Raw genomic sequence first — 26,854 nt, forward strand, 5'->3', positions numbered from 1 at the left:
CATGAATTGATCTTGTGGTCTTTGGCTACCGAGGTTTGGGGTGGGGTTCGGGGCGGTATTCCAACTTCTAAAATGTGTCGAATTTGCCATAAAGTTAGGCTTGACTAACTTTGGAAGCCGCGTCATAAATAGTGACCTTACAGACCGTAAGGGTATTTCACAGTCAGGCCGTTTTCAGATGTCCGAAGCCAAGCAAGCCCCCGCACGTGATGCGGGATGGCGCAGTGACGCATCCGATCCATCCTTGATGGAGGTGTTTCGATCCATTGCCGTGTCCAACCAGTCGGGAAAATTCCGTAAGTTTCTGGCCTTTGCCGGGCCGGGGTATCTGGTTGCGGTCGGCTATATGGACCCGGGAAACTGGGCGACATCACTGGCCGGTGGATCGCAGTTTGGCTATGCGTTGCTGTTTGTCGCCTTGTTATCCAACGTCATGGCGATTGTTTTGCAATCACTATGCGCGCGGCTGGCCATCGGGTCAGGCCGCGATCTTGCGCAGGCGTGCCGGGATGCGTTTCCGAACTGGGTGTCATGGCCGCTTTGGGTTTTGGCGGAACTGGCCATCTGTGCGACCGATCTGGCCGAAGTGATCGGGACGGCGATTGCGCTTAATCTGTTGTTTTCGATCCCGCTTGAATTGGGGGTTCTGATCACAGCAGCCGATGTCCTTTTGATCCTGTGGTTACAGGGGCGCGGGTTTCGCTGGGTCGAAGGATTTATCATCTCATTACTGGCGGTGATATCGGTCTGCTTTGGGGTTCAGATTGCGATGGCCAACCCCGATTGGCATGGGGTGATTGTCGGTTTTGCCCCGACAGTCGATCTGATTGGCAATCAGAATATGCTGTATCTGGCACTTGGCATTATTGGTGCAACGGTGATGCCTCATAACCTCTATCTGCATTCGGGCATTGTGCAGACGCGGGCCTATGAGCACACCCCCGAAGGCAAGCGTGAGGCGCTTAAATATGCCACGCTTGATTCCACCATTGCCCTGTCATTTGCGCTTCTGATCAATGCATCGATCCTAATATTGGCGGCCGCCACGTTCCATGTCGCGGGACGCACGAATGTCGATGATATCGGGATTGCCCATGAGTTGCTGGCGCCGTTACTGGGCGCATCGGTTGCCCCGGCCCTGTTTGCCATTGCACTTTTATGTTGCGGGCTCAGTTCGACGGTGACCGCGACCATGGCCGGTCAGATCGTGATGGAAGGGTTTATCAACATTCGCCTGCCCAACTGGATGCGGCGGTTGGTGACCCGCCTGATTGCGATTGTCCCGGCGATTGCCGTGACGGTGATTTACGGTGAAGGGCAAACCGCCAAGCTTTTGATCCTGTCGCAGGTGGTTTTGAGTTTCCAGCTGCCGTTTGCCGTGGTGCCGCTTGTGATGTTTACCGCGTCGCGTGAAAAGATGGGTGATTTGCGGGCGCCGATGTGGCTGACGATTGCCGCATCGCTGATTGCAGCGATCATCATCGCGCTGAACATCAAGCTGCTTTATGACATCACGTTTAATGATGTGATGATCTGATCGGCAGGGCATCGTTTGACATGCAAAGAAGGGCTGCCGTGTGGCAGCCCTTCTTCGTTGGGACGTCGTGGGTCGGGGAGGGATTACATAAACAGTTTTTCGTCTTCCATGCCCTTGTACATATCAGCCACATAGTCGCCGTAGCCGTTGTAAATCTGGGTCGGGACGGTTTCGCCGTTATTGAGCAGGCGTTCCTGTGCCTGACTCCAGCGCGGATGGGGGACTTTGGGGTTCACATTGGCCCAGAAACCGTATTCATCCTTGTTGAGTTCTTCCCAGAAGCTAACCGGGCGTTTGTCGGTAAAGGTGATACGCACTATCGACTTGATGTTTTTGAACCCGTATTTCCACGGGGTGACCAAACGCAGCGGTGCACCGTTTTGTTTGGGCATTTCTTCGCCGTAGATGCCTGTGGCAATCATGGTCAGCTCGTTGGTGGCCTCGGCCATCGACAGGCCTTCGACGTAAGGCCATGGATACCAGAACTGGCGCAGGCCCGGCATGGTTTCTTTTTGGCTGGCGGTTTCCATTTCGACATATTTTGCGCCTGACAATGGCTTGGCAAAATCAACCAGTGCTTTCATCGGAAAGCCTGACCACGGGACGGTCATGGCCCATGCTTCGACACAGCGAAAACGATAGACCCGCTCTTCAAGCGGCATTTTGCGCACCAGGTCTTCGAAATCGATTTCAATCGGCTTTTCGACCATCCCGTCGATCTTGACCGTCCATGGACGCAGTTTAAGCGCCTGTGCGGCTGATGAGATGGATTTGTGTGACCCGAATTCATAGAAGTTGTTATAGGTCAGCGCCTTGGCCTTTTCGGTCATTTCGCGATCAACGGTATAGGCCGGATTGCGGGTCACCGGATAAAGGTCGGCGGTGGGGCTTGTCCCTTGTGCAAGGGCACTGCCAAGCGGCATGGCTGCGGCGGAAGCACCGATTGAACCAGCAGCAATCCCTTTTAGAAACTGCCGGCGGTTTTTATAAACCGCTTCGGGGGTGGCTTCACGTTCCGGGATTTCCCAGCCTTTGTTGCGGCGTATCAGCATTGCTTCCTCCAAAATCGCACTGAACATAATGTCCGCGCAAAATGACATTCGGGCAAGTCACGCCTCGGTGAACAGCCAGTGAGACGTGTTTGATTTCAGTTTGTTGGTCCTTGTTGGTACGGCGACAAACCGCGAATTGATCAATTTTTCCATCAATTGATCGTGCGAAGTGATCGACAGATAGGTATTGTGATCGAAATCAGATCAAATCAGGGTGGTGGTACGTGTTTGAGTTCAAAGATATCGAAATATTGCAAGATATCGTCAAGGCCGGTGGATTTCGCGCAGCAGCGCAGAAATACAACCTGTCGCAATCGGCGATTTCAGCCCGCGTTTCCGCGCTTGAAAAGAAGCTGGGCATGATGCTGTTTGACCGCAGCAACCGGCAGGTGCGCCTGACTGCGGCGGGGTTACGGTTTATCGAGGAAGCGCAGCGTTTATCGCGGGCACGTGATCGCATCTGGCAGGAGCTGACACATCCCGGCGAGCTTAGCGGGACGGTCAGGATCGGGGTTGCGGAAACCATCGTGCATACGTTGCTGACCGATATGCTTAACACGTTAAAAGATGACTTTCCCAAGGTCCGGTTTGAATTATCGGTTGATACATCCGGGCAGCTTAGCAAGGCGTTGAGTGATGATGATATGGATGTCGCGATCATGTTGCGCGAATCCGTGCCGCAAGGGGCCGTTGCCGCGCCGCTTAAGCCAGTTGAGCTTGGCTGGTACTGTGCCGAAGATCTGGAATTGGGCGACGCACCCTTGACGTTACGCGATCTGGCCGAGCACGCAATTGTGACTTTTCCCAAAGGAACGCCGCCGTTTCGTGAAGTCGAAAGTATCTTTGCCGCCCCCGATATTTCACAACCGGCCCTGCATGGTTCGGCATCGCTTTCGACGGTCAAACATTTGGTGGCGGGGGGCTTTGGAATTGGGGTTTTACCAACACTTATGGTCAAGAATTCCGAGTGGGCCGACCATATCAAACCGATCCCGGTTTTGCCTGAAGCATCGCTGACAGCATTGCATTTTGTCATCACTTATTACGCCGAACGGAACGGTGAAATTGGCGCGGCTATTCAGGAGGCAGCGCGACTGTCAGATCAAATTGATCGTTAAAAACGATCATAAATCATTTAAAATGATTACTTGACAAGATCGGTTCCATTTCTCAATCTTTCGTCAGAGGCAGAGAATGGGACTGAAAATGACCGCACCAAAAAGCGCCACCCGTTCCGTTGACACCAATTTGGATGATATTTCGCGGATCACGCCATTGGCGTTGCGCACATCAATCCGACGTGGCGAGCACACAGGAACGACGACCGGTTTTTCGTCAGGGTACCTTCAGGGGAACCTTGCGATTTTACCGGCGGACTATGCCGACGAGTTTTTGCAGTTCTGTTCAAAGAACCCCAAATCATGCCCACTGATCGGCATGTCTGAACCGGGATCGCCCCACATCCCGGAACTGGGCATTGATCTTGATATCCGAACCGATCTTGCGGGTTATCGCGTTTTTCGTGGTAGTGCCGAATACACCAGCGTCACGGACGTCTCCGATGTCTGGCGTGATGATCTGGTGACGTTCGTTCTGGGATGTTCATTTTCATTCGAAGCGGCCATTACGCGCGGCGGTGTGCGGTTACGCCACATGGATGCGAACCGTAATGTGCCGATGTATGTGACAAATATCGCAACCACCCCGGCCGGACGTTTTCACGGTCCCTTGGTGGTTTCGATGCGATCTTTTGCGCCCGGTGATGCGATCCGGGCGATCCTGTATTCCGACAGATATCGTCTGGCCCACGGCGCACCGGTTCATATCGGTGATCCATCGCAGATCGGTATTGCGGATATTATGAAACCGGATTTTGGCGATGAACCCGTCATCAACGAGGGGGACATCCCGGTTTTCTGGGCGTGCGGAGTCACGCCACAAATGGCAATTCGCAACGCGTTGCCGGATTTTGCCATCACGCACGAACCGGGCTTGATGCTTGTAACCGACGTTCTTGCAGAAGCCGCGGAATTTTCCCTTCAGACGTCACCAAAACCAAATCAATCATAAACGACTTATCAGAGAGGACTTAATCTCATGAAAAAGATGGTTTCTTCGCTTTTGGCTGTATCGGCACTTGGTGCCGGTTTTGTTGCCCCCCCTGCTTTCGCCGAAGAACTTTCGGTTGTCGGCAGCTGGAGCAGCCTGCCGCTTTATAAACAGTATGAAAACACCTTCTGGACCGAAACGCTTCCGGCAGATTCAAACGGTGACATCACCGTTCAGATGACCACCCATGATCAGATGGGCATTGGCGGTGGCGACGTGTTTCGTTTGCTGAGCGACGGTGTTTTTGACGTTGCCATGACGGTTGGTGATTACGCGGTCGGTGATGCGCCAGAACTTGAAGGCCTTGATGTGCCGCTGGTGGCAAATACCGCCGCCGAGGCAAAGGCCATGGTCGAAGCAGCCCGCCCAATGGTTGATGACATCTTTGAAACCCGTTTCAATTCCAAGGTTCTTGCCATTGCACCTTATCCGCCGCAGGTGGTTTTCTGTGCGGGTGAAGTGAATTCAATCACTGATCTTAAAGGCAAAAAAGTCCGTGGTTCGGGCCGTATGACCACCAAGTTCCTTGAAGCACTGGGTGCGAACGGTGTGAATGTGGCGTTTTCGGAAGTCCCGGGGGCGCTTGAACGTGGTGTGATCGATTGCGCTGTCACCGGTGCTGGTTCCGGGTACAGTGCAGGTTGGTGGGAAGTATCCGACCATCTGATGACCATTCCGCTGGGCGGCTGGGATCCGGTTGTTACCGCGATGAACCTTGATAAGTGGAATTCATTGTCGGCGGAAACCCAGAAATTCATCACCGATAAAATCACGACCAAATTCGAAGCCCCAGCTTGGGCATCTGCCGCAGATGCGTTGAAAAATGATGTAGCGTGTTTGACCGGTAATGGCACCTGCCCGGCGGGTGATCCGGCGAACATGACGCTGGTTGATGTGTCTGATGCCGACGTTGCACAGGCAAAATCCATCCTGACCGAGACGGTCCTGCCAGAATGGGCAGAACGTGCAGGTGATGACTGGGTTGCGCGCTGGAACGATAGCGTTGGCAAAACGGTCGGTGTTACCGTACCGCTGAACTAAGTTTCAGCAATAGGCGGAGAGGCCGGAACAGTGACCAATACATTGATTGCGGCCATCCGCCGCACAAACCGCATTATCGCGTTGCTCGTCGGACTTGTTCTGACGGGCACCGTGATCCTGATTATCGCAGAAATCGTGCTGCGCGAAGTCGGTATATCGCTTGGCGGTGCCGAAGAAATATCAGGATATGTTATGGCAGGCGTTGCCAGTTGGGGGATGTCATATGCCCTGACCGAGCTTGCCCATGTCCGCATTGATTTGATCCGGTTGCGTTTGCAGACACGCGGTCGGGCGTTGCTTGACCTGATTGCGATTGTGGCTTTGGCCGGGGTGGCATCACTTGTTGCGTTTCAATGCTGGCCGGTGCTTGAAAAAACCATCGAACGCGGATCGCGGGCCAATACTACACTTGAAACGCCCCTTTGGATTCCACAGACGATCTGGCTTTCGGGCTGGATCTGGTTTGCGGCGTCGGCCTGCGTTCTTGTCATCCTGTCATTGGTATTGATGATGCGTCGCGATTTTGATCAGGCCGATGCGCTTGTCGGTGCGCGCTCCGAAGTGGAGCTTGAGACATGATTTTTGCTGTAACCGCATCCCTTTTGGGCTTTTTGGCCTTATCCATCCCGGTCGGGATTGTTCTGTTTCTGCTGGGCATTGGTGTTGACCAGTTCTTTACCCCGTTCCCGCTTTTGCGCGGGCTGGGTCAGGTTGTCTGGTCATCGTCAAACTCATCAACCCTGATCGCCATTCCATTCTTTGTCCTGTTGGGCGAAATTCTGGTGCGTGGCGGGATTGCCGAAAAAACCTATGAAGCGCTGGATAAATGGTTTTCCTGGCTTCCTGGTGGGTTGATCCACGCCAATATCGGGACCGCGACGATGTTTTCGGCAACGTCAGGATCATCGGTGGCCACGGCGGCCACGGTTGCAACGGTGGCGATGCCGCAGGCCGAAAAGCTTGGCTATGATCCAAAACTGTTTTCCGGGGCGATTGCGGCGGGCGGTACACTTGGCATCATGATCCCGCCGTCGATCAATCTGATCGTTTACGGGTTCCTGACCGAAACATCCATTCCACGCCTGTTTCTGGCGGGTTTGGTGCCGGGGCTTGTGATGGCGGTTGCCTTCATGCTGGTCACGGTTGTTCTATGCAAAATCAAACCGTCGCTTGGCGGCCAAAGCCGGTCATTTACATGGTCGGAACGTATCGGAAGCCTGCGACATCTGATCCCGATCCTGATCCTGTTTATCGCGGTGATCGGATCAATCTATGCCGGGTGGGCGACACCGACCGAGTCTGCGGCCATCGGGGTTGTGATTGCCATGTTGATCGCCGCCTTTAACCGGGGTGTTTCCAATGACATGATTAAATTGTGTCTGGTCGGAACCGTTCGGATTACCGCCATGATCATGCTTGTGATCATCGGGGCGTATTTCCTGAACTTTACCCTGACGGCGGCGGGCATGGGACGTGAACTTAAAGACCTTTTGACCGGTCTTAATTTCAGCCCGATGGGCACCCTCATGGTCGTAATCGCCCTTTATATTGTGCTGGGTTTCTTCATCGAAACCCTGTCACTGATGGTGGCGACCATTCCGATCATTGTACCGATCATGACCGGCATGGGATTTGATAAGGTCTGGTTTGGCATTCTTTTGATCGTTCTGATCGAGATGGCGTTGATCACCCCGCCTGTTGGCTTGAACCTTTATGTTGTGCAGGGGGCGCGAAAATCCGGACGTCTTTCCGAGGTCATGCTGGGCACGATCCCGTTTGTTCTGGTGATGATGGCGATGATTGTCGGCCTGATCTTCCTGCCGCAACTGGCCTTGTTCCTGCCTGATTACCTTTAGGGGCCGGGCAGGTTCCTTCATCACACCATTTGGCTGACGGGCCGGGTATATCCCGGTCCGGGCCCCTTCATTGTGCCGGGCTTTGATCTTGGCACCCCCAAAAATTCAAGAATACTGGGACATCAACATGCAGATGACATTCACTCTTGCGGGCACAGAAGTCAGTTTTGATATTGCCCATTGCACGGTTGCCGGCTGGACCGGGCGCGATGCGGCGGCCATTCAGCATCATATTGATGAACTGGCCGAAATTGGCGTAAAGCCGCCATCAAGTGTGCCGCTTTATTACCGCACCGCATCGGGCATGGTCACCCAGCAAGACGCCATTGAAGTGGTTGGTAAAGGCACATCGGGCGAGATCGAGCCGTTCCTGATTGCGAACGACGGTGTGCTTTATCTTGGTTTGGCGTCGGATCATACCGACCGTGAACTTGAAGCCCATTCTGTCGCGCTTTCCAAACAGATTTGCGAAAAACCGGTGGCATCGGAAATCTGGCGGTTTGATGAGGTCAAAGATCATATCGAACAGATTGAAATGCGGTCTTGGGTACAGGAAAAAGATGGCGATGACTGGGTGCTATATCAGGAAGGTACGATTGCCTCGATCCGGCCTTTGATCGACCTTATCGATGGTTCCGGGCTGATGAGTACATCAGACAAAGGCAAGGCATCGGTGATGCTGTGTGGCACTCTTGGTGCAAAGGGCGGGGTTCGTCCGGCCCGTCGTTTTAAAATGGCATTGCATGACCCGGTACTTGATCGCACCATCGAGCACGCCTATGACATTAAGGAACTGCCCGAAATCGCCTAAGTCCTTAACTTGGGGCAATTTGGTGCGCAGAGAAAAAACATAACAGGACGGAGGCTGCCTGATGGGGGCGATTATCGATAAGGTCACGGCTGCGATTGACGTGGTTGATCAGTTGGGCGATCTGGCCGGTAAAATCTTTACCGAGTTTGATCGCGACCGGATTTTACGCGATGCCGGGCTTTGTGAAAAACAGATTTCTGATAATCCCAACTTGCCGCTTGCCGGTAAACTGGTGTCGATCAAGGATCTGTATGACGAAGCTGGTATTGCCACCACGGCGGCATCCGAACTGTTAAAAGGCCGCACCCCGGCAACGCAAGATTGCGATGTTGTCCGGCTGGTGAAGGAAGCCGGGGCGATACCATTTGGGCGCACCACATTAAGTGAATTTGCCTATTCCGGTGTCGGGTTGAACCCGCACTACGGAACGCCGGGTAATGTGTTTGACGCCGATGGCATTCCCGGTGGGTCGACGTCGGGCGGTGGTTTGACCGTGGCCCATGGGATAGTTGATTTTGCATTGGGCACCGATACCGGCGGATCAATTCGCATTCCATCGGCAATCAATGGCCTTTACGGGTTTAAACCATCGCGTCTGTCGGTGTCGGGTGACGGCATCCATCCATTGGCAAAAAGCTTTGATACGCCGGGGCCGCTGGCATCGGACCTTGATACTGTGATCACGGTGTTTGAAGTGATGTCGGGTCAGACGGTGATTGATGCGCCGGCAAGTGCCGCAACGTTGCGCATCGGTGTGCCGAGCAGTGGCTTTGTCGATGGTCTTGACGGGCGGGTGAAGGCCGATTTCGAGATGGTCTGTGCAAGGTTGCGCGCTGCCGGGCATGAGCTGGTGACACTTGATCTTGGCTTTATCGCCGAAAATGCGATCCTAAACAAAATGCTGGTGTCGGCCGAAGCACATGCCATTTATGGCAAGGATATCGACAAGCTCGAAACATGTGGTGATCCGCGCGTTTTAACACGGATTAAGTTTGCCGAGACGCTGTCAAAAGATGACCTGATTGCTGCCTATGCCAGGCGCACGGATGTAATCGCGCAGTTTGGATCGGCGATGGCAGAGGTCGATGTCATGATCGCCCCGACCTTGCCGATGATGGCACCCAAGATTGCCGAGGTCGAAGCCGACTTTGACAATCTGAATGCGATGATGTTGCGCAATACCGGGTATTTGAACCTTGTTGATGCCTGTGCGATTTCAATTCCGGTCAATGTTGTCGGGCAAACAGTTCCGGCGTCCTTGATGATCGGTGCCCCGCATGGTCATGACAAGGCGGTGTTGGAGGCCGCGCGGCAGATCGATCCGCTTTTTGGCTGATCAATATGATGGTGTAAAATCAACAAAGGCCCGGAACTTTCCGGGCCTTTTGCGTTACAGATCCAGCGTCAATTTGCCGCCGCCCTGCATGCGCGATACGCAGATGCACATTTGATCATTCTGGCTTTTTTGCCCGTCACTCAGATAGGCGTCGCGATGGGATAGGTCTCCGTCGCACGATAAAACCGCCGATGTACAAATCCCGCAATTCCCCTTTTTGCAGTCATAAAGCGGATCAATGCCCTCGTCGATCAGCACATCAAGGATCGATTTGCCGACCGGGACGTCAAAACTTTGGTTGCTGTGTTTAAGGTGGACTTCAAATGCACTGTCATCAAGCTGGGCTGCTGGTGTTGAAAACCGTTCATAATGGATGTTGTCAGATGCCCAACGGTGACGGCGTGCGGCATCAAGGACGGCATCAATCAAACCGCCCGGTCCACACACATAAACATGTTTACCAGCCTTGGCCGGGCCAAGAAGGGTCGAAAGCTGCATTGCGCGTGATGGTGTGCCGCCGTCGAAATAAAGCGTGCACCGCCCGGTAGCAGCATCAAGCACATCATGCATCAGGGCCATGTCCTGATGGGTGCGGCTGCTGTAATGCAGGGCGAAATCCTTTTTTCCCGCCGTTAGCGTTGTGGCCATTGCCAAAATGGGTGTGATGCCAATTCCACCTGCGATCAGGATGGTGTTTTGAGCATCACTGTGCAGTGGGAAGTCATTTTGCGGCAGGTCGATGTCGAGTTCATCACCGACTGTTACCTTGTCGTGCATGAAGGCAGATCCACCTTCTCCATCGACTTCACGCAGGACGGCGATCCGGTATCTGTCGGTCTGACCGGGATTGATCACGGAATAGGACCGTTTGACCGGATTTCCAGATGTGTCGGTGACATTGACCTTGATGTGGGCCCCCGGTTCACACGGCGGAAGCGCGCGTCCATCGGATGCAACGAGATCGAATCCACGGATGCGATCTGTCAGGGTATGAATCTGTTGGACGGTGGTTCTGAGCATGGCGATTTTCCTTCCCTGTCCCCGGATTGCGTCCAGGTGTGATTGTTCCCGGGATTAAATTGGATCCAGACTAAATCAATTGGATCCAATTTTGTCAAATGCCATGCGTGTCGATGGAGAGGGTGCCTTTGGGGATGGTGTTAGTTTTCGCGTTCAATGACGGTGAAGTTTTCCGGCATGTTCTGCGATGGGCTGAGGATCTTGGTGTAGCGCAATGCCGCGTTGGCATGTTCGCGCATCAGGGCTTCGGCCCGTGCGCCTTGACCGTTATCTATTGCATCAAAAATGATGTGATGCTGCATGTGACTGAAATTAAAACGCCGGTATTCCCCGGACATGTCATCGCGGTTAAAGGCGATTGAAGACACCGATGCAAAGGGCAAATGATCGTTGCGTGACAGGGCGTCTTCGATGGCGATATTGCGGCTGGACTCGATGATGGTGTTGTGGAATTGCATGTTGAAATCGTGATAGATTTCCATGTCCTCATCGGTCAGAAATCCCTTTGAAAACAAGGCATCGCCCGTGGACAGGCAGTTAACAAGGCTGTTGCGCGCTGGCGGTGAGATACCGCGCTCGCAAGCCAGGCGTGCGGCCAGTCCTTCGAGGACGCCGCGCACCTCGATGGCATCGGCTATTTCGGTTGGTGTGATGGCGCGCACGGTATAGCCGCGGCGATCACCTTTGCGTAGGAGTCCTTCCTGTTCGAGGGTGCGAAAGGCAATTCGAACCGGCGTACGCGAAACGCCAAGCCGTTCGGATATCGGAATTTCGGCGACCCGTTCACCCGGAGGAAGTTCCCCGCTGGCGATCATTTTGCGCAATGTGATCAGGACTCTTTGGCCGTGTTTGCTCATGCTTGATCCTGGTTTTTTTATAGGCATCTGATCATAGTTCAGATTGGACTGGTAAAAAAGCCTCTTGCCAAATTGGATCCAATTTTATTACGATTAGAACCATAACAAAAAGAGAGTGGATTTACATTCACCTGTACGTAATCGATTTGGCGCGATGCCAAGGGAGAGAAAACATGTTCCTGCGTAACTTCTGGTACGTTGCAGGGTGGGATGGCGAAATTGGCCGTAAGCCGGTTGCGCGCACCATCTGCAATGAAAATATTGTTCTGTATCGCCGTGCTGACCGTTCTGTTGTCGCACTTGAAGACAGTTGCCCGCACCGTCTGTTGCCTTTGAGTCAGGGCTACGTCGAAGGGGATCGTCTTATCTGTGGCTATCACGGATTGGAATTTGACGGCGCCGGGGCATGCGTTCATATGCCCAATCAGGAAAGCATCCACCCCGAGGCCTGTGTGCGGGCATATCCGGTTGTTGAAAAAGACCGGTTTGTCTGGGTCTGGATCGGGGACAAGGAAAAGGCTGACGAAAGCCTGATTCCAGTGATCCCGCATGCCTCCGAGGAGGGCTGGGTTTTTGACGGTGGCTTATATGACGTTAAATGCGGCTATGAGCTTCTGGTCGATAACTTGATGGATCTTAGCCATGAGACATATGTTCATCCGTCAAGCATCGGGCAGCTTGAAATCACCGAAAGCCTGCCAGTCACCCGTTCGAATGATGACAGTGTTACGGTGGAACGCTGGATGGAAAACATTGTCCCGCCGCCGTTCTGGGCAAATAACCTGAAATCCAAGGAAGTCTGTGACCGTTGGCAGATTTGCACATTCACATTGCCGTCTAACATCATGATTGATGTCGGGGTTGCGCTTGCCGGGACCGGTGCGCAACAGGGAGACAGATCAAAAGGTGTCACCGGGATTGTTGTGAACACGATGACTCCGGAAACTGAAACCACATGCCGCTACTACTGGGGCATGGTGCGCAACTTTGATATTGATGACCACGGTTTGACGCAGAATATCAAGGATGCACAGGCAAAGGTCTTCTACGAGGATCTTGAAGTAGTCGAAGGGCAGCAGGCCAATTTGCTGCTCAATCCGGAGCGCAAGCTTTTGAATTTCAACATTGATGCTGGCGGCGTGCGCGCGCGGCGCCTGATTGACCGTGCGCTGGCTGCGGGGTAACCGCCAGTTCCAATAAAGTCGTCCGGGCCGTTGTGTTCGGAAAAATGACAACAAGAGAGAGAAACGTACAGCATCATTTAACCGCACCAAAACCGCGAAAAGCGGGCGGGGGTGTTGTGCGACTTTCAGGGAAAACGTCTGAGGTAGATCATGTTTAAACGCCTGTGTGTGTCCGCAGCGGTTGCTGTGGGTTGTCTGGCGAGTGCGATATCTGCGCATGCCGAACCCGAATTCACCTTTATTCTTGAACATGTGCTGGGGCCAAAATCCACGGCACAAACCCAGTTCCTTGAGCCATGGGCCAAGCGGATTAAAGAACAGTCCGATGGCCGGATCAAGATCGAGATTTATCCCGCCATGTCGCTGGGGGGCAAGCCGACCGAACTTTACAGCCATATCCGCGATGGTGCGGTTGATCTTGGCTGGAGCGCGCTTGGCTATACGCCCGGCGTGTATCCGCGCAGTGAGGTATTTGAGCTTCCGTTTGTGCATACCGGAAGTGCCGCGGTCACCAATATGGCCATTCAGGATGTCTATGAAGAATATCTGTCGCAGGATTTTGACGATATCAAACCCTTGCTGATCCATGTTCATACGGGGCAGGCACTTTTTACTACCGAAAAGAAGATCGAGAGCCTTGCAGATCTGAAAGGCATGAAACTTCGTGCACCGTCGCGAACCGGTGTCTGGATGCTTGAAAGCTGGGGGGCACAACCTGTCAGCATGCCCGTACCTGATTTGCCACAGGCTCTTTCGCTTGGCGTGGTGGACGGTGCGCTGATTCCGTTTGAAGTTGCCATCCCGTTCAAAATTCAGGATATGACCAAATATTCGTTTGAAGGTGCCGACGGTGTGCGGTTTGGTACACTGGTCTTTATGTTTGCGATGAACAAGGATCGGTATGAAGCGCTGCCCGATGAATTGAAAAAAGTGATCGATGATAATTCCGGGGCACATATTGCCAAGGAAATTGGCGATGCATGGGATGCGATTGAGCCACGCGGCGAAGACATCTTTTCGAAATCAGGGGAAGTCATTCAGCTGTCGGCCGAAGAAACCGACAAGTTCGCCGGTAAATCCGATGAAGTGATTGATCGCTGGATTGCTGAAATGAATGAAAAGGGTGTCGATGGTGCCGCGATGGTTAAGGCCGCCAGAGCGGCAATTACCAAATACAGCCAGCAGAATTAATCTGTTCAGCCCGGCGATCAGGTTGCTCCTTTCCTGATTGCCAACCCCGTGTCAGGGGGCTTGCCTTGGCACAAAAAACGGCCCGGAAAGTTCATTCCGGGCCGTTTTTAATTTTTAAATTCGTCGATCAGCCTTCGAGCAGGGAGCGCAACATCCAGGCGGTTTTTTCGTGGACCTGAATGCGGGCGGTCAGAAGGTCGGCGGTTGCGTCATCATCCGCGCTGTCGCAAATCGGATAGAGCGAACGCGCAGTTTTGATCAGGGTTTCGTGCCCTGTGATCAGCTGTGCGATCATATCCTTGGCAGCAGGGACGCCTTTTTCTTCGTCGATCGAGGAAAGTTCGGCGTAGGCCGAGAAACTGGCGGGTGCGAATGCACCAAGCGACCGGATACGTTCGGCAACTTCGTCAATTGCGGTTGCCAGTTCGGTGTATTGTCCTTCGAACATCGTGTGCAGGGTCTGGAACATCGGACCCGTTACATTCCAGTGGAAGTTATGGGTTTTCAGATACAGCGCATAGGAATCTGCCAGAACGCGGCCAAGGCCGTCGGCGATTTCCGTGCGGTTCGTTTCATTGATACCGATATCAATCTGCATTTGTTTTCTCCTTTTATTCGGGGTGGGGGCCCAAAAGGGTGGCGACCCAATTTCGTTAGACACAGTATCTGCTTGGTACAAACTCTATGCCAATCAATCCTGTGATCTTTTGCAATAGATCAATTCTATTACAGCTTGTGGGGTTATTTTGGGGCGGGGTTTGGGTATGCGTGATTGGTGGTGGCGCAGAAATTTTGTTGTGATATTTCCGTGCTCACCTCGGAGGTGGCCTTTAGGTTTGTAATAGTATCAATGGCTTAGTTTTTAGGTGCCTCGGTTTGACCACAATTCGCCCCGAAATGGTCTAATGCGACCTATTTTCCCGCCTTGTTTATCGGCCAAATTCATAACTGTCAGCCGAGGATGCGGTCAGCAAAATCTGTCCCCCCTCATAATGCTGGATCGCTTATTTTTCAGGCTTTTCCCCCCCGCCTGAAAATTCCGCGGCTGATCGGTCTCCCCAAGACCATGATGACCCCGAATAAGTTGGGGGCGGGTTTATCCCGCCCCCTTTTTTTGTGTTGGTCGTAATTTCGACATCGGTGGTGCTGTGCCGCAATTTGCCGTAATTCGCCCGGAAATGGTCACGGATGGCCGATTTTTGAGCCGCATTTCGCGGGCATATTCACAATTGTCAGATGCGTAAACATCGATGCGGTGCCCTCCCTCACTAGCATCGGACCCGTAAAAAGCTGTCCCCACAGCGATTGCACCCCACGGGTAAGGCAGCGCATCTGATCGGTCTCCCCAAGACCATCTGTCCCCAAGTCCGGGCGAGCTTAGGCTCCCCGGACTTTTATTTTGTCCGGGGCATGGCATTACGGTTGCGGTAATGATGTCTCACGGGGGAGCAGGCTTTGGATCTATGACGGGCTGGCGATGCTAAGCACTGGCGTTGGGGCCGCGCGGCCACGCACGATCACGTCGCCACAGGGCGTCCAGTCGGATCCTTCGCACAGATCACCACAGGCACGATGGGTTTCCCTGGTTGCAAGGACGTAGCTGCCATATTGTTTGTTGAGCTGCTCAAGCCGGGCGGCAATATTGACGTTGTCGCCATGCACGGTAAATGTCAGGTGGTTTTCGGCACCGATTGCCCCAACGATGATCTCGCCCGTGTTAATCCCGCAACGGGTTTTGATTTTTGCGCCGTGGCAGAAGGTATGTGATTGCGCAATTTCCTGAATGGCCAGAGCGGTGCGGACTGCGTTGGCGGCGTGATCGGGATCGGATGTGATCGCGTTGAATGTGATCAACATTGCATCGCCTTCAAACTGGGTAATGATCCCGCCGAACCTGTCGATAACCGCACTGGTCTGGGTGAAATACTCATTTAACAGTTTGGCGAGCTCTTTTGGGCTCAGTTGTTCCGATATGGTTGAAAAGCCTTCGATGTCGGTAAACATCACCGTTGCTGTGACAGCATCGCCTTCGCCGGGTTTGATTTGATGTTCGGCACGGGTGATGCGGTCGGCAATTTCAGGTGACACAAACCGTGAAAGATCCTTGGCGGCAATTTCATCGGTAATGGCCCGGACGAAAGACCGTTGGGCGCGCAGTACCGCAATGGCCAGCACCCCCGATACCAGAACAATGGCGATGATTTTGTCGACCTCTGCCCCGATGAGAATCGAGTTTGATGTCAGGTAGGTCACATAATCGCGCGTGATCATGCTTTTTCCACCTTCGCTCCAGATCACATAAAGGGCCAGGGTCAACCAGCCAAAGGCGGCCGCCCCACCAGCAATCAGGATGTAGCGTGGATCAAAACGCAGGCTGCGTAAGGTTATGAAGATGAAGACGTAAATCATTGTCGGCGCTTTGAGATAAAAGCTTGCTGGCTGCATATACTGGATATGGAAGCTCCAGATCAGGACCATCAAGAGCCCGATGTCGGCAATGACCGATACCGTCAAGAACCAGTGTGGCAATGCGATGCGATATGACAGGATCAGGCGTGCAAAGGTAAACAGGAAATACAGTGACAAGGCCCATGGAACGGGATGAAATCCCTTGTTCATGGCGCTGGTCGGAGCAAAAGCATAGAGGCTAGCAAATATTGTTACTAACAGAAGCTGCACCCATCCGATCAGCTTTTCACTGTCACGTTGCTGGTGTTCGATGGCGATCAGGACGCGTTCGGGCAGGTGCGCGTTCACCGGTTTGCCAAACAGAAACGCCCAAAGTGTGCTTTTCATAACCAACTGTTCCCTGACACGCAGACGTCACTGTCAAACCGATTGCATATACACGATAGCCGCCATGGACGGTCCGTTGTGATCATAGTGCGAGGTTGCGATGATTTTGCCAAGTCATCGGGTGATGACATCGGATCACGCTTGCGTGGCAGATGCGAGAGTATTTGGGAAAAAGACAAAAAAAAAGCCGGGCATATTAAATGCCCGGCAAGTTTATCAGGGAGGCTTCACGTCTGGGAGACGTAGGACCCCTCTCGGGGCCCTGGGTATGCCGGGCAGGGCGCCCGGCAAAGACCGAAATTCGGTCAGGGAGAAAACTCTGTACCACGCTGCGGTGTGTACCGCTGTGGTTCGAGGAGCAAGATAGCGTTTTTGACGGGAATGACCACTGACAAATTGCTTTTCCAGCCATGCAAAATCTGCATAAATAGAAAATTGCTCGGTATTTCAGTGTAAGTTATTGTAAATATTGAAATATTAGGTGAGCTTGAGCTTCAAAGGTTGTTTGTCTGCATGAACAGGCGGCAGATTTATTGTGCAGGAGCAAAAAAAATGCCGGTAGCAGGGGGGTGCTACCGGCAAGATCAACAGGGAGGCTTGTGTCTGGGAGACACAAGGAATCTGGGGGAGATTCCTATGCCAGATATCGTTCTGGCAGACGGATCATCAAATGATCAGGATAAGGTCGGTGCAATTTCGCTTTTGCGTATGCTCACAACCTATGATGCAAATATAAGAATGCTTACCTTTGATTTAAAGTCTAATAATGTCAAACCAACCATGCGTCTAATGCATAGCGAAGAAACGTCAATAATTTGAAGGAATTATGACAAGGTAGAGGCGGTGAAGATTGTTAAAGGCCGCCTTGATTCCGGTTTAAATCGCCGCAATGGATGGATGAAGGGGAATGATATCTATGGTTGGGTGCTGATTGTCGCAGATCAATTGAACTATGCGGAAATGTGTGCTCGTGAACCGGTTTTTTTGACCGGAAAAATGGATCTATCGGGTGGCGAAAGATCAAGAAAATACGCCATTTCAATTAGATACGCTGGGGATAATCTAGGTTTATCGTACAGATGTGCTTTTAGGTGTGCCATGTTGATAGCGCATGGACAAACGGCCCGGCAAAGGCCGGGCCGTGAAGATTGTACTGCGTTCAGTGAAGCTTACGGCAATATGCGCTAGTCAGAAGATGCTTTGTTGGCCGCTGCCGCAGCAGCTGCCGCGGCCTTGACCTTGCCTTTGTTGATTTCTTCAATCAGGAAGTCACGGAACACCGCGATACGCTTGGAATGACGCAGTTCTTCGGGATAGACGAAGTAGGCGTCAAAACTTGGCCCTTCGAGTTCGGGCAAGATACGCACCAGATTGCTGGTCGCGGGCAGCAGGTAGTCGGGCAGGGCCGAAATGCCAAGGCCAGACTCGGTCGCGCGGAAAATCCCGTAGATGTTGTTCAGCTTGAGTATAGGCCGCATGTCAGGCTTGAACTGTTGGGCTGTTGCCATCATCCAGTTCACATTTGAGACCGGCGGGCGGGCATCCGCACCATAAATGATCAGGCGGTGATCTTTAAGGTCTTCGGGTGTTTTGGGGATGCCGTATTGTTTGATGTATTCGGGCGATGCAAACACATGGTAGCGCAGCGTCATCAACTGGCGCTGTACAAGGTCGGCTTGCCGGGGCGGCTGCATGCGGATCGCGACGTCAGCTTCGCGCATGGCAAGGTCGAGTTCCTCGTCATTGAGCACAAGCGACAGTTCAATTTCCGGATAGCGTTCAAGAAATTCGTTAATGCGCGGTGTCAGCCAGGTTGAGCCAAAGGCAACCGTGGTGGTTACCTTAAGCGGGCCACTTGGCCGTTCCTTGGATTCACGGATGCGGGCTTCTGCCATCGAAAGTTTGGCAAACACATCATGTGCGGTGCGATACAGAAGTTCACCCTGTTCCGTCAGGATAAGGCCACGTGCATGGCGATGGAACAATGGAACCTTTACGCTTTCTTCAAGCGCACTGATCTGTCGGCTGACAGCCGATTGGCTCAGATTAAGATTTTCCCCCGCATGGGTGAAGCTTCCAGCTTCCGCAACAGCGTGAAATACACGCAGCTTGTCCCAGTCCATAGACCTGCTCCTAGATGTCACTGCCGCACGGTCGCTGCGCCAGTCCCCTGATAATAGTTCTCTTCTTTTATGGGCAATTTGGTTTCAACACTGTTAAGTGCGTCACACAAACCGTCCAAGCACATGATTATTAATTCAATATGAGGCCTGTGACGTTTTCTGCAAGCAGGCATTTTCCTATACCGCTATTTTCAAACGGTGCTTTTCTTGTGAAAAGTCAGGTAATTGGCGGGATCGGACCCAAAACAGGCACATGAAAAAGGGGATGCAAAAATGCATCCCCTTTGGTGTTTTCTGGATCATTCTGTTTATGACAGTGGCACAGGATGCCCATCACGCCAAAACCGAAAAGATCAGCTTTCCTGTTCAGCAATGAACTTTTCAGCTTCAAGGGCAGCCATGCAGCCCATGCCCGCAGCCGTCACGGCCTGACGGTAAACCTTGTCAGTGACGTCGCCTGCGGCAAAGACACCGGAAATGTTGGTTGCCGTGCTGCCCGGATTGACGAGGATATAGTTTTCGTCATCCATGGTGACCTGCCCCTTAAAGACCGCCGTTGCCGGATCGTGACCGATGGCAACAAAGAAACCATCGGCCGGGATGTCGGTGGTTTCATCGGTTTTGATGTTACGCACCCGGACACCTTCGACGCCATCCATCGGGCCATCGCCACCCAGAATGTCATCAACAACACTGTCCCAGACCACATCGATCTTTTCGTGTTTAAGCAAACGGTCCTGCAGCATTTTTTCTGCACGCAGTTCATCACGGCGGTGGATCAGGGTAACCTTCGAGCAGATGCCAGCAAGATACAGGGCTTCTTCAACCGCGGTGTTGCCACCTCCAACAACCGTGACCGGCTTGTTGCGATAGAAGAACCCGTCACAGGTCGCACAGGCAGAAACGCCGCGCCCATTGAATTTTTCTTCGCCCGGCAGGCCCAGCCAGCGGGCCTGAGCCCCGGTTGAGATAATGATGGTTTCGGCAATGTAAACATCGCCAGAATCACCTTTGCAGACGAATGGGCGTTTGGAAAAATCGACTTCGGTGATCAGGTCGTGTGCCATTTTGGTGCCGACATGTTCAGCCTGTGCCTTCATCTGATCCATCAGCCACGGACCTTGAATAATATCGGCAAAGCCCGGATAGTTTTCAACGTCGGTTGTGATCGTCAACTGGCCACCGGGTTGCAGGCCCATCACCATCATGGGTTCAAGGTTGGCGCGTGCCGCATAGATCGCGGCAGTATATCCGGCAGGGCCGGAGCCAATGATAAGGACTTTGGTCTGATGTTCTTGGGCCATGTTCTTTGTATTCGTCCGAGCTGAATGAAAACTGGCCTCGAACATATTGACTGACCGCGCAAGACGCAACAGCTTCGCACAAAGTTTACATGCTGCTGGGCAGATTTTCAGGCGTTGAAATTTTACGTTTTTGACGGGGCGTTTGCCAAGCATGGCCAAGCCCCTGAGACTGTAGGGCAAAAAGACAATAAAAATCGGAATTTACGGCATTTTCAGTTACGGCATCCAAGCACAAGATTGCATTCTTGATCGGAATATATTATTGCCAGCATCGGGCCTCGCTGTAATATTGTTTCGTACGAGGTCAGTTTAGCGCACAGAATCGAGGAATAAATGCAACGGGTCAAACTCGACAAGATCGACCGCAGAATTCTGCGCGATCTACAGGAAGATGGCCGCATGACCAATGTGGAACTTGCACGTCGTGCAGGTATCTCGGCCCCGCCCTGTTTGCGTCGTGTGCGTGCGCTGGAAGAAACCGGTTTCATTCAGGGCTATCACGCCGATGTTGATGCCCAGGCACTTGGCTATAATGTCACGGTGTTTGCGATGGTTGGTTTGGCAAGTCAGGCTGAACACGACTTGCGTGCGTTCGAAGCGCGTGCGGCTGCGTGGCCGGAAGTACGTGAATGTCACATGGTTGCCGGCGAGATGGATTTCCTGCTTAAGATCGTTTCACACAGCTGGGACGAATATCAGAAATTCCTGACGACGCAGCTGACCGTTGCCGAGAACGTCAATCACGTCAAATCGGCCCTGTCGATTCGAACGGCCAAAAATATGCCCGGCGTGCCGATCGATATCGAAGCTGAAGACTGACACGTCTTTGTGGTGAAGCTCGCGTTGAATGAAACCCGATCTGCTTTATGGCAGATTGGGTTTTTTGCATGAAATTTTGCCGCTAATCGGAAAGGCGCATCAGCGCGTCACCATCAATCTCATATTGCAATGCGCCGGAGTTACGTGCGCCGAGCCGTTCATAGAAACGAAGCGCCCCTTCGTTGCGTTGAAGGACAGACCACCACATTGACACATAGCCATGTCTGGTCGCGTGATTGCCCATGGCGGTCATGAGTTTATGCCCGACCTTTTCTGATCGCATGTCAGGCGTGACATAAAGTTCGGTCATCCACAAACCCAGTTTCGAGATATCCGGGTTGTAGAAAGGCTGAAACACCGCCTGTCCGACCGGGGTTTCACCGTGCCATGCGATCAGGCTTTTGATAAGCGCATGTTTACCAAACATCATGTCATGGATGCTGTCCGTGCTATGGGGTGGATTGTCGTAATCCATTTCAACATGCAGGGCATTGGACATGTCTGCGACATGGGCGCAATCATCAGGGATTGCTTGGCGGATGGTGATCTGGGCTGTCATGGCGTTCATCCGGAATTTCTGTGTTTGATGAAATGAAGGCATAAAAAAACGGCCCGTTTTGATGACGGGCCGTTTTCGTATTGAAAGTTTTTTTCAATCAGGCGAAGTCGACCTTCAAAATTTCATAGCTCTTGGTGCCGCCAGGAACGATCACCTCGACAGAATCACCAACCGACTTTCCAATCAGCGAACGCCCAATCGGGGACGTTGTCGAAATACGACCGGCATTGATGTCAGCCTCGATCGGGCCAACAATCTGATAGGTGGTTTCTTCGTCGGTGTTCTCGTCGACAAGTTCAACCGTTGCCCCGAATTTAACGACGGAACCGGCAAGTGACGGTACATCGATAACTTCGGACCGGCTCAGGACATCTTCCAGCTCGGCAATACGACCTTCGCAGAAACTTTGGCGTTCGCGGGCAGCGTGATATTCGGCATTTTCCGAAAGATCACCATGCTCGCGCGCTTCCGCGATTGCCTTGATGATTTCAAGACGTTCAACGGATTTGCGGTGCTTCAGTTCTTCTTCGAGGCGCTGATGCCCTTGCGGGGTCATTGGTACTTTTTCCATCGCGCTCACAGCCTATTCTTAATTGCGGTCGATACTACAAAATCAACCGCCCGGCATTTACCGCCGGGCGGTCTAAACTCTTTGGTCGGATTCGGTTAAGAACCTCAGTACTTGTCCCCAAGATATTCCTGAAGCGCGCGAACATCAAGTGCTCCGCGTTTCAGGTTGTCGATGGCACGCAAAGTGGCGCGTGCACCGGCGACTGTGGTGTAGTACGGAATATCGTCAGTAAGAGCTGTGCGGCGGATCGAGAAACTGTCGACCACGGCCTGTTTGCTCTCTGTGGTGTTGAATACCAGGTTGATATCACCGTTCTTCATCATGTCGACAACATGAGGACGTCCTTCCTGTACCTTATTGACCGGGGTGACGTCCAGCCCTTCTTTTTCAAGAGCTTCTGCTGTGCCATGGGTGGCGACCACACCAAAGCCAAGTGCAATCGCATCGCGTGCGAGTTGAACTGCAGCCGGTTTGTCATGGTTTTTGACAGAGATGAAAACGTTGCCTTTAAGCGGTAGGGTATGGCCCGCCGCCATTTGTGCCTTGGCAAAGGCACGGCCAAAGTCGGTATCAAGGCCCATGACCTCGCCGGTCGAACGCATTTCCGGGCCAAGCAAGGTGTCAACGCCCGGGAAGCGGTTGAACGGAAGGACGGCTTCCTTGACCGCGATGTGTTTGAACGGACCCGGATCAATGTCAAAGTCGCCGAGTTTTTCACCGGCCATGATCCGAGCGCCGATTTTGGCAATCGGGTTGCCGGTGGCCTTGGCAACGAACGGAACCGTACGCGATGCACGCGGATTGACTTCGATCAGATAAATCTCGTCATCCTTGATCGCGAACTGAACATTCATCAGGCCAACAACATCAAGCGCCTTGGCCAGTTGAACGGTCTGTGCTTTCAGGCGGTCGATCATGGCCTCATCAAGCGAATAGGGCGGCAAGGAACAGGCCGAGTCACCTGAATGAATACCAGCTTCTTCGATGTGCTGCATGATGCCGGCAACAAAAACGTTTTCGCCGTCTGAAACCGCATCGGCATCAATTTCAATTGCATCCTGCAGGAAGCTATCGATCAGAACCGGGCTTTTGCCCGATACCTGAACCGCTTCGTGCATATAGCGCAGAAGGTCTTCGGTGGTGTGGACGATTTCCATCGCACGACCGCCCAGCACGTAAGACGGGCGGATCACAATCGGATAACCTATGCTTTCGGCAATTTTGACGGCTTCATCAACCGAACGGGCAATGCCGTTGGCCGGTTGTTTCAGGCCAAGTTTGTTGATCAGTTCCTGGAACCGGTCACGGTCTTCGGCAAGGTCGATGCTGTCCGGGCTGGTGCCAAGGATCGGAATGCCAGCCTTTTCAAGAGCAGCAGACAGTTTAAGCGGGGTCTGTCCACCATACTGAACAATCACGCCAAGCAGTTCGCCGTTGGTCTGTTCAAGCTGGCACAGCTCAATCACGTCTTCGGCGGTCAGCGGTTCGAAATACAGACGATCTGATGTGTCATAGTCGGTTGAAACCGTTTCCGGGTTGCAGTTGACCATGATCGCTTCGATCCCGGTTTCACGCAGCGCATAGGCCGCGTGAACACAGCAGTAATCAAATTCGATGCCCTGACCGATCCGGTTCGGGCCACCACCAAGAATGATGACTTTCTTGCGATCAGTGATTTCGGCTTCGTTTTCAGGTTCAAAGAAGCCATCGCCTTCGTACATTGAGTACATGTAGGACGTACGCGACGGGAATTCTGCCGCGCAGGTATCAATGCGTTTATACACCGGGCGCAGGCCAAGGGCCTGACGATCTGCGCGCACATCGTCTTCTTCGCGGCCGACCAGTTCGGCCAGACGCGCGTCGGAGAAGCCAAGCTTTTTAAGACGCAGCAGGTTCTGTTTGTCTTTCGGGATGCCGTTGGTGCGAACGTTTTCTTCTTCGGTGACCAGCATTTCGATCTGACGCAGGTACCAAGGGTCAAACTTGGTCGCCGACTGAATTTCAGCCAAGGTCATGCCGTGACGGAACGCCTGTGCTGCGTAAAGGATACGGAACGGGATTGGCTGGGTCAGTTTGGCGCGGATCGCGGCTTTGTCCGGGGCACCTTCGATTTTAACTTCGTTCAGACCGGTCAAGCCGGTTTCCATCGAACGAAGGCCTTTCTGAAGGCTTTCGGCAAAGCTGCCACCGATTGACATGGCCTCACCAACCGACTTCATCGCGGTCCCCAAAAGCGCCTGTGCGCCCGGGAATTTTTCAAACGTGAAGCGCGGGATTTTGGTGACGACATAATCGATGGTCGGCTCGAACGATGCCGGGGTGACACCGGTAATGTCGTTATCAAGCTCATCAAGCGTATAACCAACGGCAAGCTTGGCAGCGATTTTGGCAATCGGGAAGCCAGTTGCCTTGGACGCCAGTGCCGATGAACGCGACACGCGCGGGTTCATTTCAATGACGATCAGACGGCCATCATCGGGATTAACCGCGAACTGAACGTTCGAGCCGCCGGTATCAACACCGATCTCACGCAGTACCGCCAAGGAGGCATCACGCATGATCTGGTATTCTTTGTCGGTCAGGGTCAATGCCGGGGCGACAGTGATCGAGTCCCCGGTATGAATGCCCATCGGATCGACGTTTTCAATCGAACAGATGATGATGCAGTTATCCGCATGGTCGCGCACAACTTCCATTTCATATTCTTTCCAGCCCAGAATGGACTCTTCGATCAGGACCGTATGGGTCGGCGAAATCGCCAATCCGTTGCGCACGATCTGTTCGAACTCTTCGCGGTTATAGGCAATGCCGCCACCTTCACCACCAAGGGTAAAGCTTGGGCGAATGATCGCCGGAAGACCGGTGGTTTCAAGGGCTATGACCGCTTCTTCGAAGGTCCGAACCATGGCCGAACGCGCACTTTCAAGGCCGATCTTGTCCATGGCCTCGCGGAACAGCTGACGGTCTTCGGCCTTTTCAATGACGTGCTTTTTCGCACCGATCATTTCAACGCCGTATTTTTCAAGCGTACCATCATCATGCAGGGCAAGTGCGGTGTTAAGGGCCGTCTGGCCACCCATGGTCGGCAAAAGAACGTCAGGGCGTTCTTTTGCAATGATCTTGGCGACCATGGCCGGGGTGATTGGCTCGATATATGTCGCATCGGCAAGGTTCGGGTCGGTCATGATGGTCGCAGGATTGGAGTTGACCAGAATGACGCGATACCCTTCTTCCTTCAGCGCCTTACAGGCCTGAGCACCGGAATAGTCGAACTCGCAAGCCTGACCGATAACAATCGGGCCGGCACCGATGATGAGAATGGATTTAATGTCTGTACGTTTCGGCATGTCTTTTTCCGCTTTTCGCAGGGCGGGGCGCGTCTGCTGCACCGCCTCGTTTAAGTCCGTTAATCGGTTATCTTGGGGCGTGTCCCGTCATCGGGATTTCGCGTCCTCGATCAGACCAACGAAACGTTTGAACAGGTAGTGGCTATCATGCGGTCCCGGGGATGCTTCGGGGTGGTACTGAACCGCAAAGATCGGTTTGTCTTTAACGCGCAAGCCCGCAAGCGATCCGTCAAACAGCGAGAAGTGCGTTGCTTCGACGTGGTCAGGCAGGCTGTCTTTATCAACAACAAAGCCGTGGTTCTGGGATGTGATTTCGACAACACCGGTGGTGGTGTCCTTGACCGGGTGGTTCGCACCACGATGGCCAACATCCATTTTTTGCGTCTTGGCGCCAAGGGCCAGCGCCATCATCTGATGACCAAGGCAGATACCAAAGACCGGCTTGCCGCTGTCCATCAATTTTTGAATGGTCGGGACGGCATATGTACCGGTTGCGGCCGGATCACCCGGACCGTTTGACAGGAACACCCCATCCGGGTTCATCGCCAGAATGTCCTCGGCCGAGGTGTCTGCCGGAACGACCGATACCTTACAGTCAAGGGCGGCGAGATTGCGCAGAATGTTACGCTTTACACCGTAATCAACGGCAACCACATGGTGCTTGGCATTGCCAAGTGCGCCGTAGCCGCCTTCGCGGGTCCAAAGGGTTTCATCCCATTCGTACCCAGCTTCACAGCTGTTGTCCTTGGCAAGGTCCATACCCTCAAGGCCCGGCCAGTCGTTGGCCATTGCGATCAGGGCGGGGATATCAAACGTGCCTTCGGGGTTGTGACAAATCACCCCGTTGGGGGCACCTTCATTTCGGATGCGCTTGGTTAGGCGGCGCGTATCAACGCCAGCAATCCCGATCCGGCCATGTTCGGTCAGCCAGTCGTTGAAATGTTTCTGTGCGCGGTAGTTTGACGGTTCGGTGATATCCTGGCGCAGGATGCAGCCAAGGGCAACCGGTGTGGCCTTTTCGATGTCTTCATCGTTGGTGCCGACATTACCGATGTGGGGGAAAGTAAAGGTGATCATCTGACCGGCATAGGACGGGTCGGTCATGATTTCCTGATAGCCCGTGATCGAGGTGTTGAAGCAGACTTCACCGACGACCTCTCCTCGGGCACCGACGCCGCGTCCCCAAAATACTGAACCATCTGCAAGAACCAGAACGGCGGAAGCACCAGGAGGCGGGGTGTGCGTGGGGGATGACATTGGCAAATGTCCTTTCGATCTTTCCACGGTGAGACACGGAGTCTTTATATATATAATAATTTCACGCAAGCCGACTCAAACGGC

General features: G+C 53.1%; 24 protein-coding genes. 13 read left to right on the plus strand and 11 right to left on the minus strand.

The genetic code is table 11. The features are described 5' to 3' along the window. Nucleotides 1-178 precede the first annotated feature (178 nt). Nucleotides 179-1,537 carry an Nramp family divalent metal transporter gene (locus COO92_RS02035; RefSeq protein ID WP_101299456.1) on the plus strand — a complete coding sequence of 453 codons (1,359 nt, stop codon included), beginning with the start codon at nucleotides 179-181 and terminating at the stop codon, nucleotides 1,535-1,537. A gap of 83 nt (nucleotides 1,538-1,620) precedes the next feature. Here the strand turns inward: COO92_RS02035 and msrP are convergent, their stop codons facing one another. Continuing rightward, entirely contained in the window at nucleotides 1,621-2,589 is a 969-nt protein-coding gene (msrP, locus tag COO92_RS02040) for a protein-methionine-sulfoxide reductase catalytic subunit MsrP (RefSeq protein ID WP_101300011.1), read from the minus strand. A gap of 224 nt (nucleotides 2,590-2,813) precedes the next feature. Between msrP and COO92_RS02045 the strand changes: the two genes are divergently transcribed. The 7 genes from COO92_RS02045 to COO92_RS02075 all read left to right on the plus strand — a co-directional run bounded on the left by COO92_RS02045 (nucleotide 2,814) and on the right by COO92_RS02075 (nucleotide 9,742). Then, nucleotides 2,814-3,707: a LysR family transcriptional regulator gene (locus COO92_RS02045; RefSeq protein ID WP_101299458.1), complete on the plus strand. Its 894-nt coding sequence runs from the start codon at nucleotides 2,814-2,816 to the stop codon at nucleotides 3,705-3,707. A gap of 88 nt (nucleotides 3,708-3,795) precedes the next feature. Beyond that, a complete protein-coding gene (locus COO92_RS02050; RefSeq protein WP_101300012.1) occupies nucleotides 3,796-4,659 on the plus strand; it encodes a putative hydro-lyase in 864 nt (287 codons plus the stop codon). Nucleotides 4,660-4,686: 27 nt separating this feature from the next. Continuing rightward, complete coding sequence (locus COO92_RS02055; RefSeq protein WP_101299460.1) at nucleotides 4,687-5,739, plus strand: TRAP transporter substrate-binding protein; 1,053 nt, start codon at nucleotides 4,687-4,689, stop codon at nucleotides 5,737-5,739. A gap of 30 nt (nucleotides 5,740-5,769) precedes the next feature. Further along, the gene (locus COO92_RS02060; RefSeq protein WP_101299462.1) at nucleotides 5,770-6,318 is read left to right on the plus strand and encodes a TRAP transporter small permease subunit; all 549 of its coding nucleotides are present in this window, start codon (nucleotides 5,770-5,772) and stop codon (nucleotides 6,316-6,318) included. Further along, complete coding sequence (locus COO92_RS02065) at nucleotides 6,315-7,595, plus strand: TRAP transporter large permease (protein WP_101299464.1); 1,281 nt, start codon at nucleotides 6,315-6,317, stop codon at nucleotides 7,593-7,595. Before COO92_RS02060 ends, COO92_RS02065 begins: the two co-directional genes overlap by 4 nt. A 127-nt stretch (nucleotides 7,596-7,722) precedes the next feature. Next, nucleotides 7,723-8,406 carry a DUF2848 domain-containing protein gene (locus tag COO92_RS02070; RefSeq protein WP_101299466.1) on the plus strand — a complete coding sequence of 228 codons (684 nt, stop codon included), beginning with the start codon at nucleotides 7,723-7,725 and terminating at the stop codon, nucleotides 8,404-8,406. Nucleotides 8,407-8,467: 61 nt separating this feature from the next. Then, nucleotides 8,468-9,742, plus strand: a complete 1,275-nt coding sequence (locus COO92_RS02075; RefSeq protein WP_101299468.1) for an amidase — start codon at nucleotides 8,468-8,470, stop codon at nucleotides 9,740-9,742. Between the two features lie 54 nt (nucleotides 9,743-9,796). On the opposite strand, the gene COO92_RS02080 is transcribed toward COO92_RS02075, so the two are convergent. Both COO92_RS02080 and COO92_RS02085 read right to left on the minus strand, forming a co-directional pair. Next, nucleotides 9,797-10,762 (minus strand): PDR/VanB family oxidoreductase, encoded by a 966-nt coding sequence (locus tag COO92_RS02080; RefSeq protein WP_101299470.1) that lies wholly within the window; start codon nucleotides 10,760-10,762, stop codon nucleotides 9,797-9,799. Between the two features lie 140 nt (nucleotides 10,763-10,902). Then, on the minus strand, nucleotides 10,903-11,619 hold the full coding sequence (locus COO92_RS02085) for a GntR family transcriptional regulator (RefSeq protein ID WP_101299472.1): 717 nt from the start codon (nucleotides 11,617-11,619) through the stop codon (nucleotides 10,903-10,905). 173 nt (nucleotides 11,620-11,792) lie between these two features. Here COO92_RS02085 and COO92_RS02090 point away from each other — a divergent pair, with 173 nt between their 5' ends. Both COO92_RS02090 and COO92_RS02095 read left to right on the plus strand, forming a co-directional pair. Next, nucleotides 11,793-12,803 (plus strand): aromatic ring-hydroxylating dioxygenase subunit alpha, encoded by a 1,011-nt coding sequence (locus COO92_RS02090; RefSeq protein WP_101299473.1) that lies wholly within the window; start codon nucleotides 11,793-11,795, stop codon nucleotides 12,801-12,803. Between the two features lie 150 nt (nucleotides 12,804-12,953). Further along, nucleotides 12,954-13,994 (plus strand): TRAP transporter substrate-binding protein, encoded by a 1,041-nt coding sequence (locus tag COO92_RS02095; RefSeq protein WP_101299475.1) that lies wholly within the window; start codon nucleotides 12,954-12,956, stop codon nucleotides 13,992-13,994. A gap of 127 nt (nucleotides 13,995-14,121) precedes the next feature. Here COO92_RS02095 and COO92_RS02100 read toward each other — a convergent pair whose 3' ends face one another. Then, complete coding sequence (locus tag COO92_RS02100) at nucleotides 14,122-14,592, minus strand: Dps family protein (protein WP_101299477.1); 471 nt, start codon at nucleotides 14,590-14,592, stop codon at nucleotides 14,122-14,124. 863 nt (nucleotides 14,593-15,455) lie between these two features. Then, a complete protein-coding gene (locus COO92_RS02105) occupies nucleotides 15,456-16,790 on the minus strand; it encodes an adenylate/guanylate cyclase domain-containing protein (RefSeq protein WP_101299479.1) in 1,335 nt (444 codons plus the stop codon). A gap of 636 nt (nucleotides 16,791-17,426) precedes the next feature. On the opposite strand from COO92_RS02105, the gene COO92_RS02110 reads away from it, so the two are divergent. Further along, a complete protein-coding gene (locus COO92_RS02110; protein ID WP_101299481.1) occupies nucleotides 17,427-17,609 on the plus strand; it encodes a hypothetical protein in 183 nt (60 codons plus the stop codon). A gap of 24 nt (nucleotides 17,610-17,633) precedes the next feature. After that, on the plus strand, nucleotides 17,634-17,978 hold the full coding sequence (locus COO92_RS21950; protein ID WP_133125036.1) for a hypothetical protein: 345 nt from the start codon (nucleotides 17,634-17,636) through the stop codon (nucleotides 17,976-17,978). Here COO92_RS21950 and COO92_RS02115 read toward each other — a convergent pair. Further along, complete coding sequence (locus tag COO92_RS02115) at nucleotides 17,975-18,913, minus strand: LysR family transcriptional regulator (RefSeq protein WP_022731293.1); 939 nt, start codon at nucleotides 18,911-18,913, stop codon at nucleotides 17,975-17,977. The two genes, COO92_RS21950 and COO92_RS02115, sit on opposite strands and share 4 nt — an antisense overlap. A gap of 353 nt (nucleotides 18,914-19,266) precedes the next feature. Beyond that, nucleotides 19,267-20,217: a thioredoxin-disulfide reductase gene (gene trxB / locus COO92_RS02120; RefSeq protein ID WP_101300014.1), complete on the minus strand. Its 951-nt coding sequence runs from the start codon at nucleotides 20,215-20,217 to the stop codon at nucleotides 19,267-19,269. 333 nt (nucleotides 20,218-20,550) lie between these two features. On the opposite strand from trxB, the gene COO92_RS02125 reads away from it, so the two are divergent. Then, the gene (locus tag COO92_RS02125; protein WP_022731296.1) at nucleotides 20,551-21,036 is read left to right on the plus strand and encodes an Lrp/AsnC family transcriptional regulator; all 486 of its coding nucleotides are present in this window, start codon (nucleotides 20,551-20,553) and stop codon (nucleotides 21,034-21,036) included. 82 nt (nucleotides 21,037-21,118) lie between these two features. On the opposite strand, the gene COO92_RS02130 is transcribed toward COO92_RS02125, so the two are convergent. The 4 genes from COO92_RS02130 to carA form a co-directional block, all read right to left on the minus strand. Beyond that, a complete protein-coding gene (locus tag COO92_RS02130; protein ID WP_165792260.1) occupies nucleotides 21,119-21,595 on the minus strand; it encodes a GNAT family N-acetyltransferase in 477 nt (158 codons plus the stop codon). A 97-nt stretch (nucleotides 21,596-21,692) separates the two neighbouring features. Beyond that, nucleotides 21,693-22,166: a transcription elongation factor GreA gene (greA, locus tag COO92_RS02135; RefSeq protein WP_022731298.1), complete on the minus strand. Its 474-nt coding sequence runs from the start codon at nucleotides 22,164-22,166 to the stop codon at nucleotides 21,693-21,695. A 104-nt stretch (nucleotides 22,167-22,270) separates the two neighbouring features. Next, complete coding sequence (gene carB, locus COO92_RS02140) at nucleotides 22,271-25,513, minus strand: carbamoyl-phosphate synthase large subunit (RefSeq protein ID WP_101299485.1); 3,243 nt, start codon at nucleotides 25,511-25,513, stop codon at nucleotides 22,271-22,273. Nucleotides 25,514-25,600: 87 nt separating this feature from the next. Next, entirely contained in the window at nucleotides 25,601-26,770 is a 1,170-nt protein-coding gene (carA, locus tag COO92_RS02145; protein ID WP_101299487.1) for a glutamine-hydrolyzing carbamoyl-phosphate synthase small subunit, read from the minus strand. Nucleotides 26,771-26,854 lie beyond the last annotated feature (84 nt).

Source organism: Thalassospira lohafexi (assembly GCF_002844275.1).
Lineage (GTDB): Bacteria > Pseudomonadota > Alphaproteobacteria > Rhodospirillales > Thalassospiraceae > Thalassospira > Thalassospira lohafexi.

Bases quoted from the DNA above. Each gene is read 5' to 3' on its own strand.
- carB (WP_101299485.1), bottom strand. From the start codon at position 25,513: ATGCCGAAACGTACAGACATTAAATCCATTCTCATCATCGGTGCCGGC.
- carA (WP_101299487.1), bottom strand. From the start codon at position 26,770: ATGTCATCCCCCACGCACACCCCGCCTCCTGGTGCTTCCGCCGTTCTG.
- COO92_RS02050 (WP_101300012.1), top strand. From the start codon at position 3,796: ATGACCGCACCAAAAAGCGCCACCCGTTCCGTTGACACCAATTTGGAT.
- COO92_RS02080 (WP_101299470.1), bottom strand. From the start codon at position 10,762: ATGCTCAGAACCACCGTCCAACAGATTCATACCCTGACAGATCGCATC.
- COO92_RS02125 (WP_022731296.1), top strand. From the start codon at position 20,551: ATGCAACGGGTCAAACTCGACAAGATCGACCGCAGAATTCTGCGCGAT.
- COO92_RS02075 (WP_101299468.1), top strand. From the start codon at position 8,468: ATGGGGGCGATTATCGATAAGGTCACGGCTGCGATTGACGTGGTTGAT.
- COO92_RS02110 (WP_101299481.1), top strand. From the start codon at position 17,427: ATGCCAGATATCGTTCTGGCAGACGGATCATCAAATGATCAGGATAAG.
- COO92_RS02090 (WP_101299473.1), top strand. From the start codon at position 11,793: ATGTTCCTGCGTAACTTCTGGTACGTTGCAGGGTGGGATGGCGAAATT.
- msrP (WP_101300011.1), bottom strand. From the start codon at position 2,589: ATGCTGATACGCCGCAACAAAGGCTGGGAAATCCCGGAACGTGAAGCC.
- COO92_RS02035 (WP_101299456.1), top strand. From the start codon at position 179: ATGTCCGAAGCCAAGCAAGCCCCCGCACGTGATGCGGGATGGCGCAGT.
- COO92_RS02105 (WP_101299479.1), bottom strand. From the start codon at position 16,790: ATGAAAAGCACACTTTGGGCGTTTCTGTTTGGCAAACCGGTGAACGCG.
- trxB (WP_101300014.1), bottom strand. From the start codon at position 20,217: ATGGCCCAAGAACATCAGACCAAAGTCCTTATCATTGGCTCCGGCCCT.
- COO92_RS02055 (WP_101299460.1), top strand. From the start codon at position 4,687: ATGAAAAAGATGGTTTCTTCGCTTTTGGCTGTATCGGCACTTGGTGCC.
- COO92_RS02130 (WP_165792260.1), bottom strand. From the start codon at position 21,595: ATGACAGCCCAGATCACCATCCGCCAAGCAATCCCTGATGATTGCGCC.
- COO92_RS02115 (WP_022731293.1), bottom strand. From the start codon at position 18,913: ATGGACTGGGACAAGCTGCGTGTATTTCACGCTGTTGCGGAAGCTGGA.
- COO92_RS02065 (WP_101299464.1), top strand. From the start codon at position 6,315: ATGATTTTTGCTGTAACCGCATCCCTTTTGGGCTTTTTGGCCTTATCC.
- greA (WP_022731298.1), bottom strand. From the start codon at position 22,166: ATGGAAAAAGTACCAATGACCCCGCAAGGGCATCAGCGCCTCGAAGAA.
- COO92_RS02100 (WP_101299477.1), bottom strand. From the start codon at position 14,592: ATGCAGATTGATATCGGTATCAATGAAACGAACCGCACGGAAATCGCC.
- COO92_RS02095 (WP_101299475.1), top strand. From the start codon at position 12,954: ATGTTTAAACGCCTGTGTGTGTCCGCAGCGGTTGCTGTGGGTTGTCTG.
- COO92_RS02070 (WP_101299466.1), top strand. From the start codon at position 7,723: ATGCAGATGACATTCACTCTTGCGGGCACAGAAGTCAGTTTTGATATT.
- COO92_RS02085 (WP_101299472.1), bottom strand. From the start codon at position 11,619: ATGAGCAAACACGGCCAAAGAGTCCTGATCACATTGCGCAAAATGATC.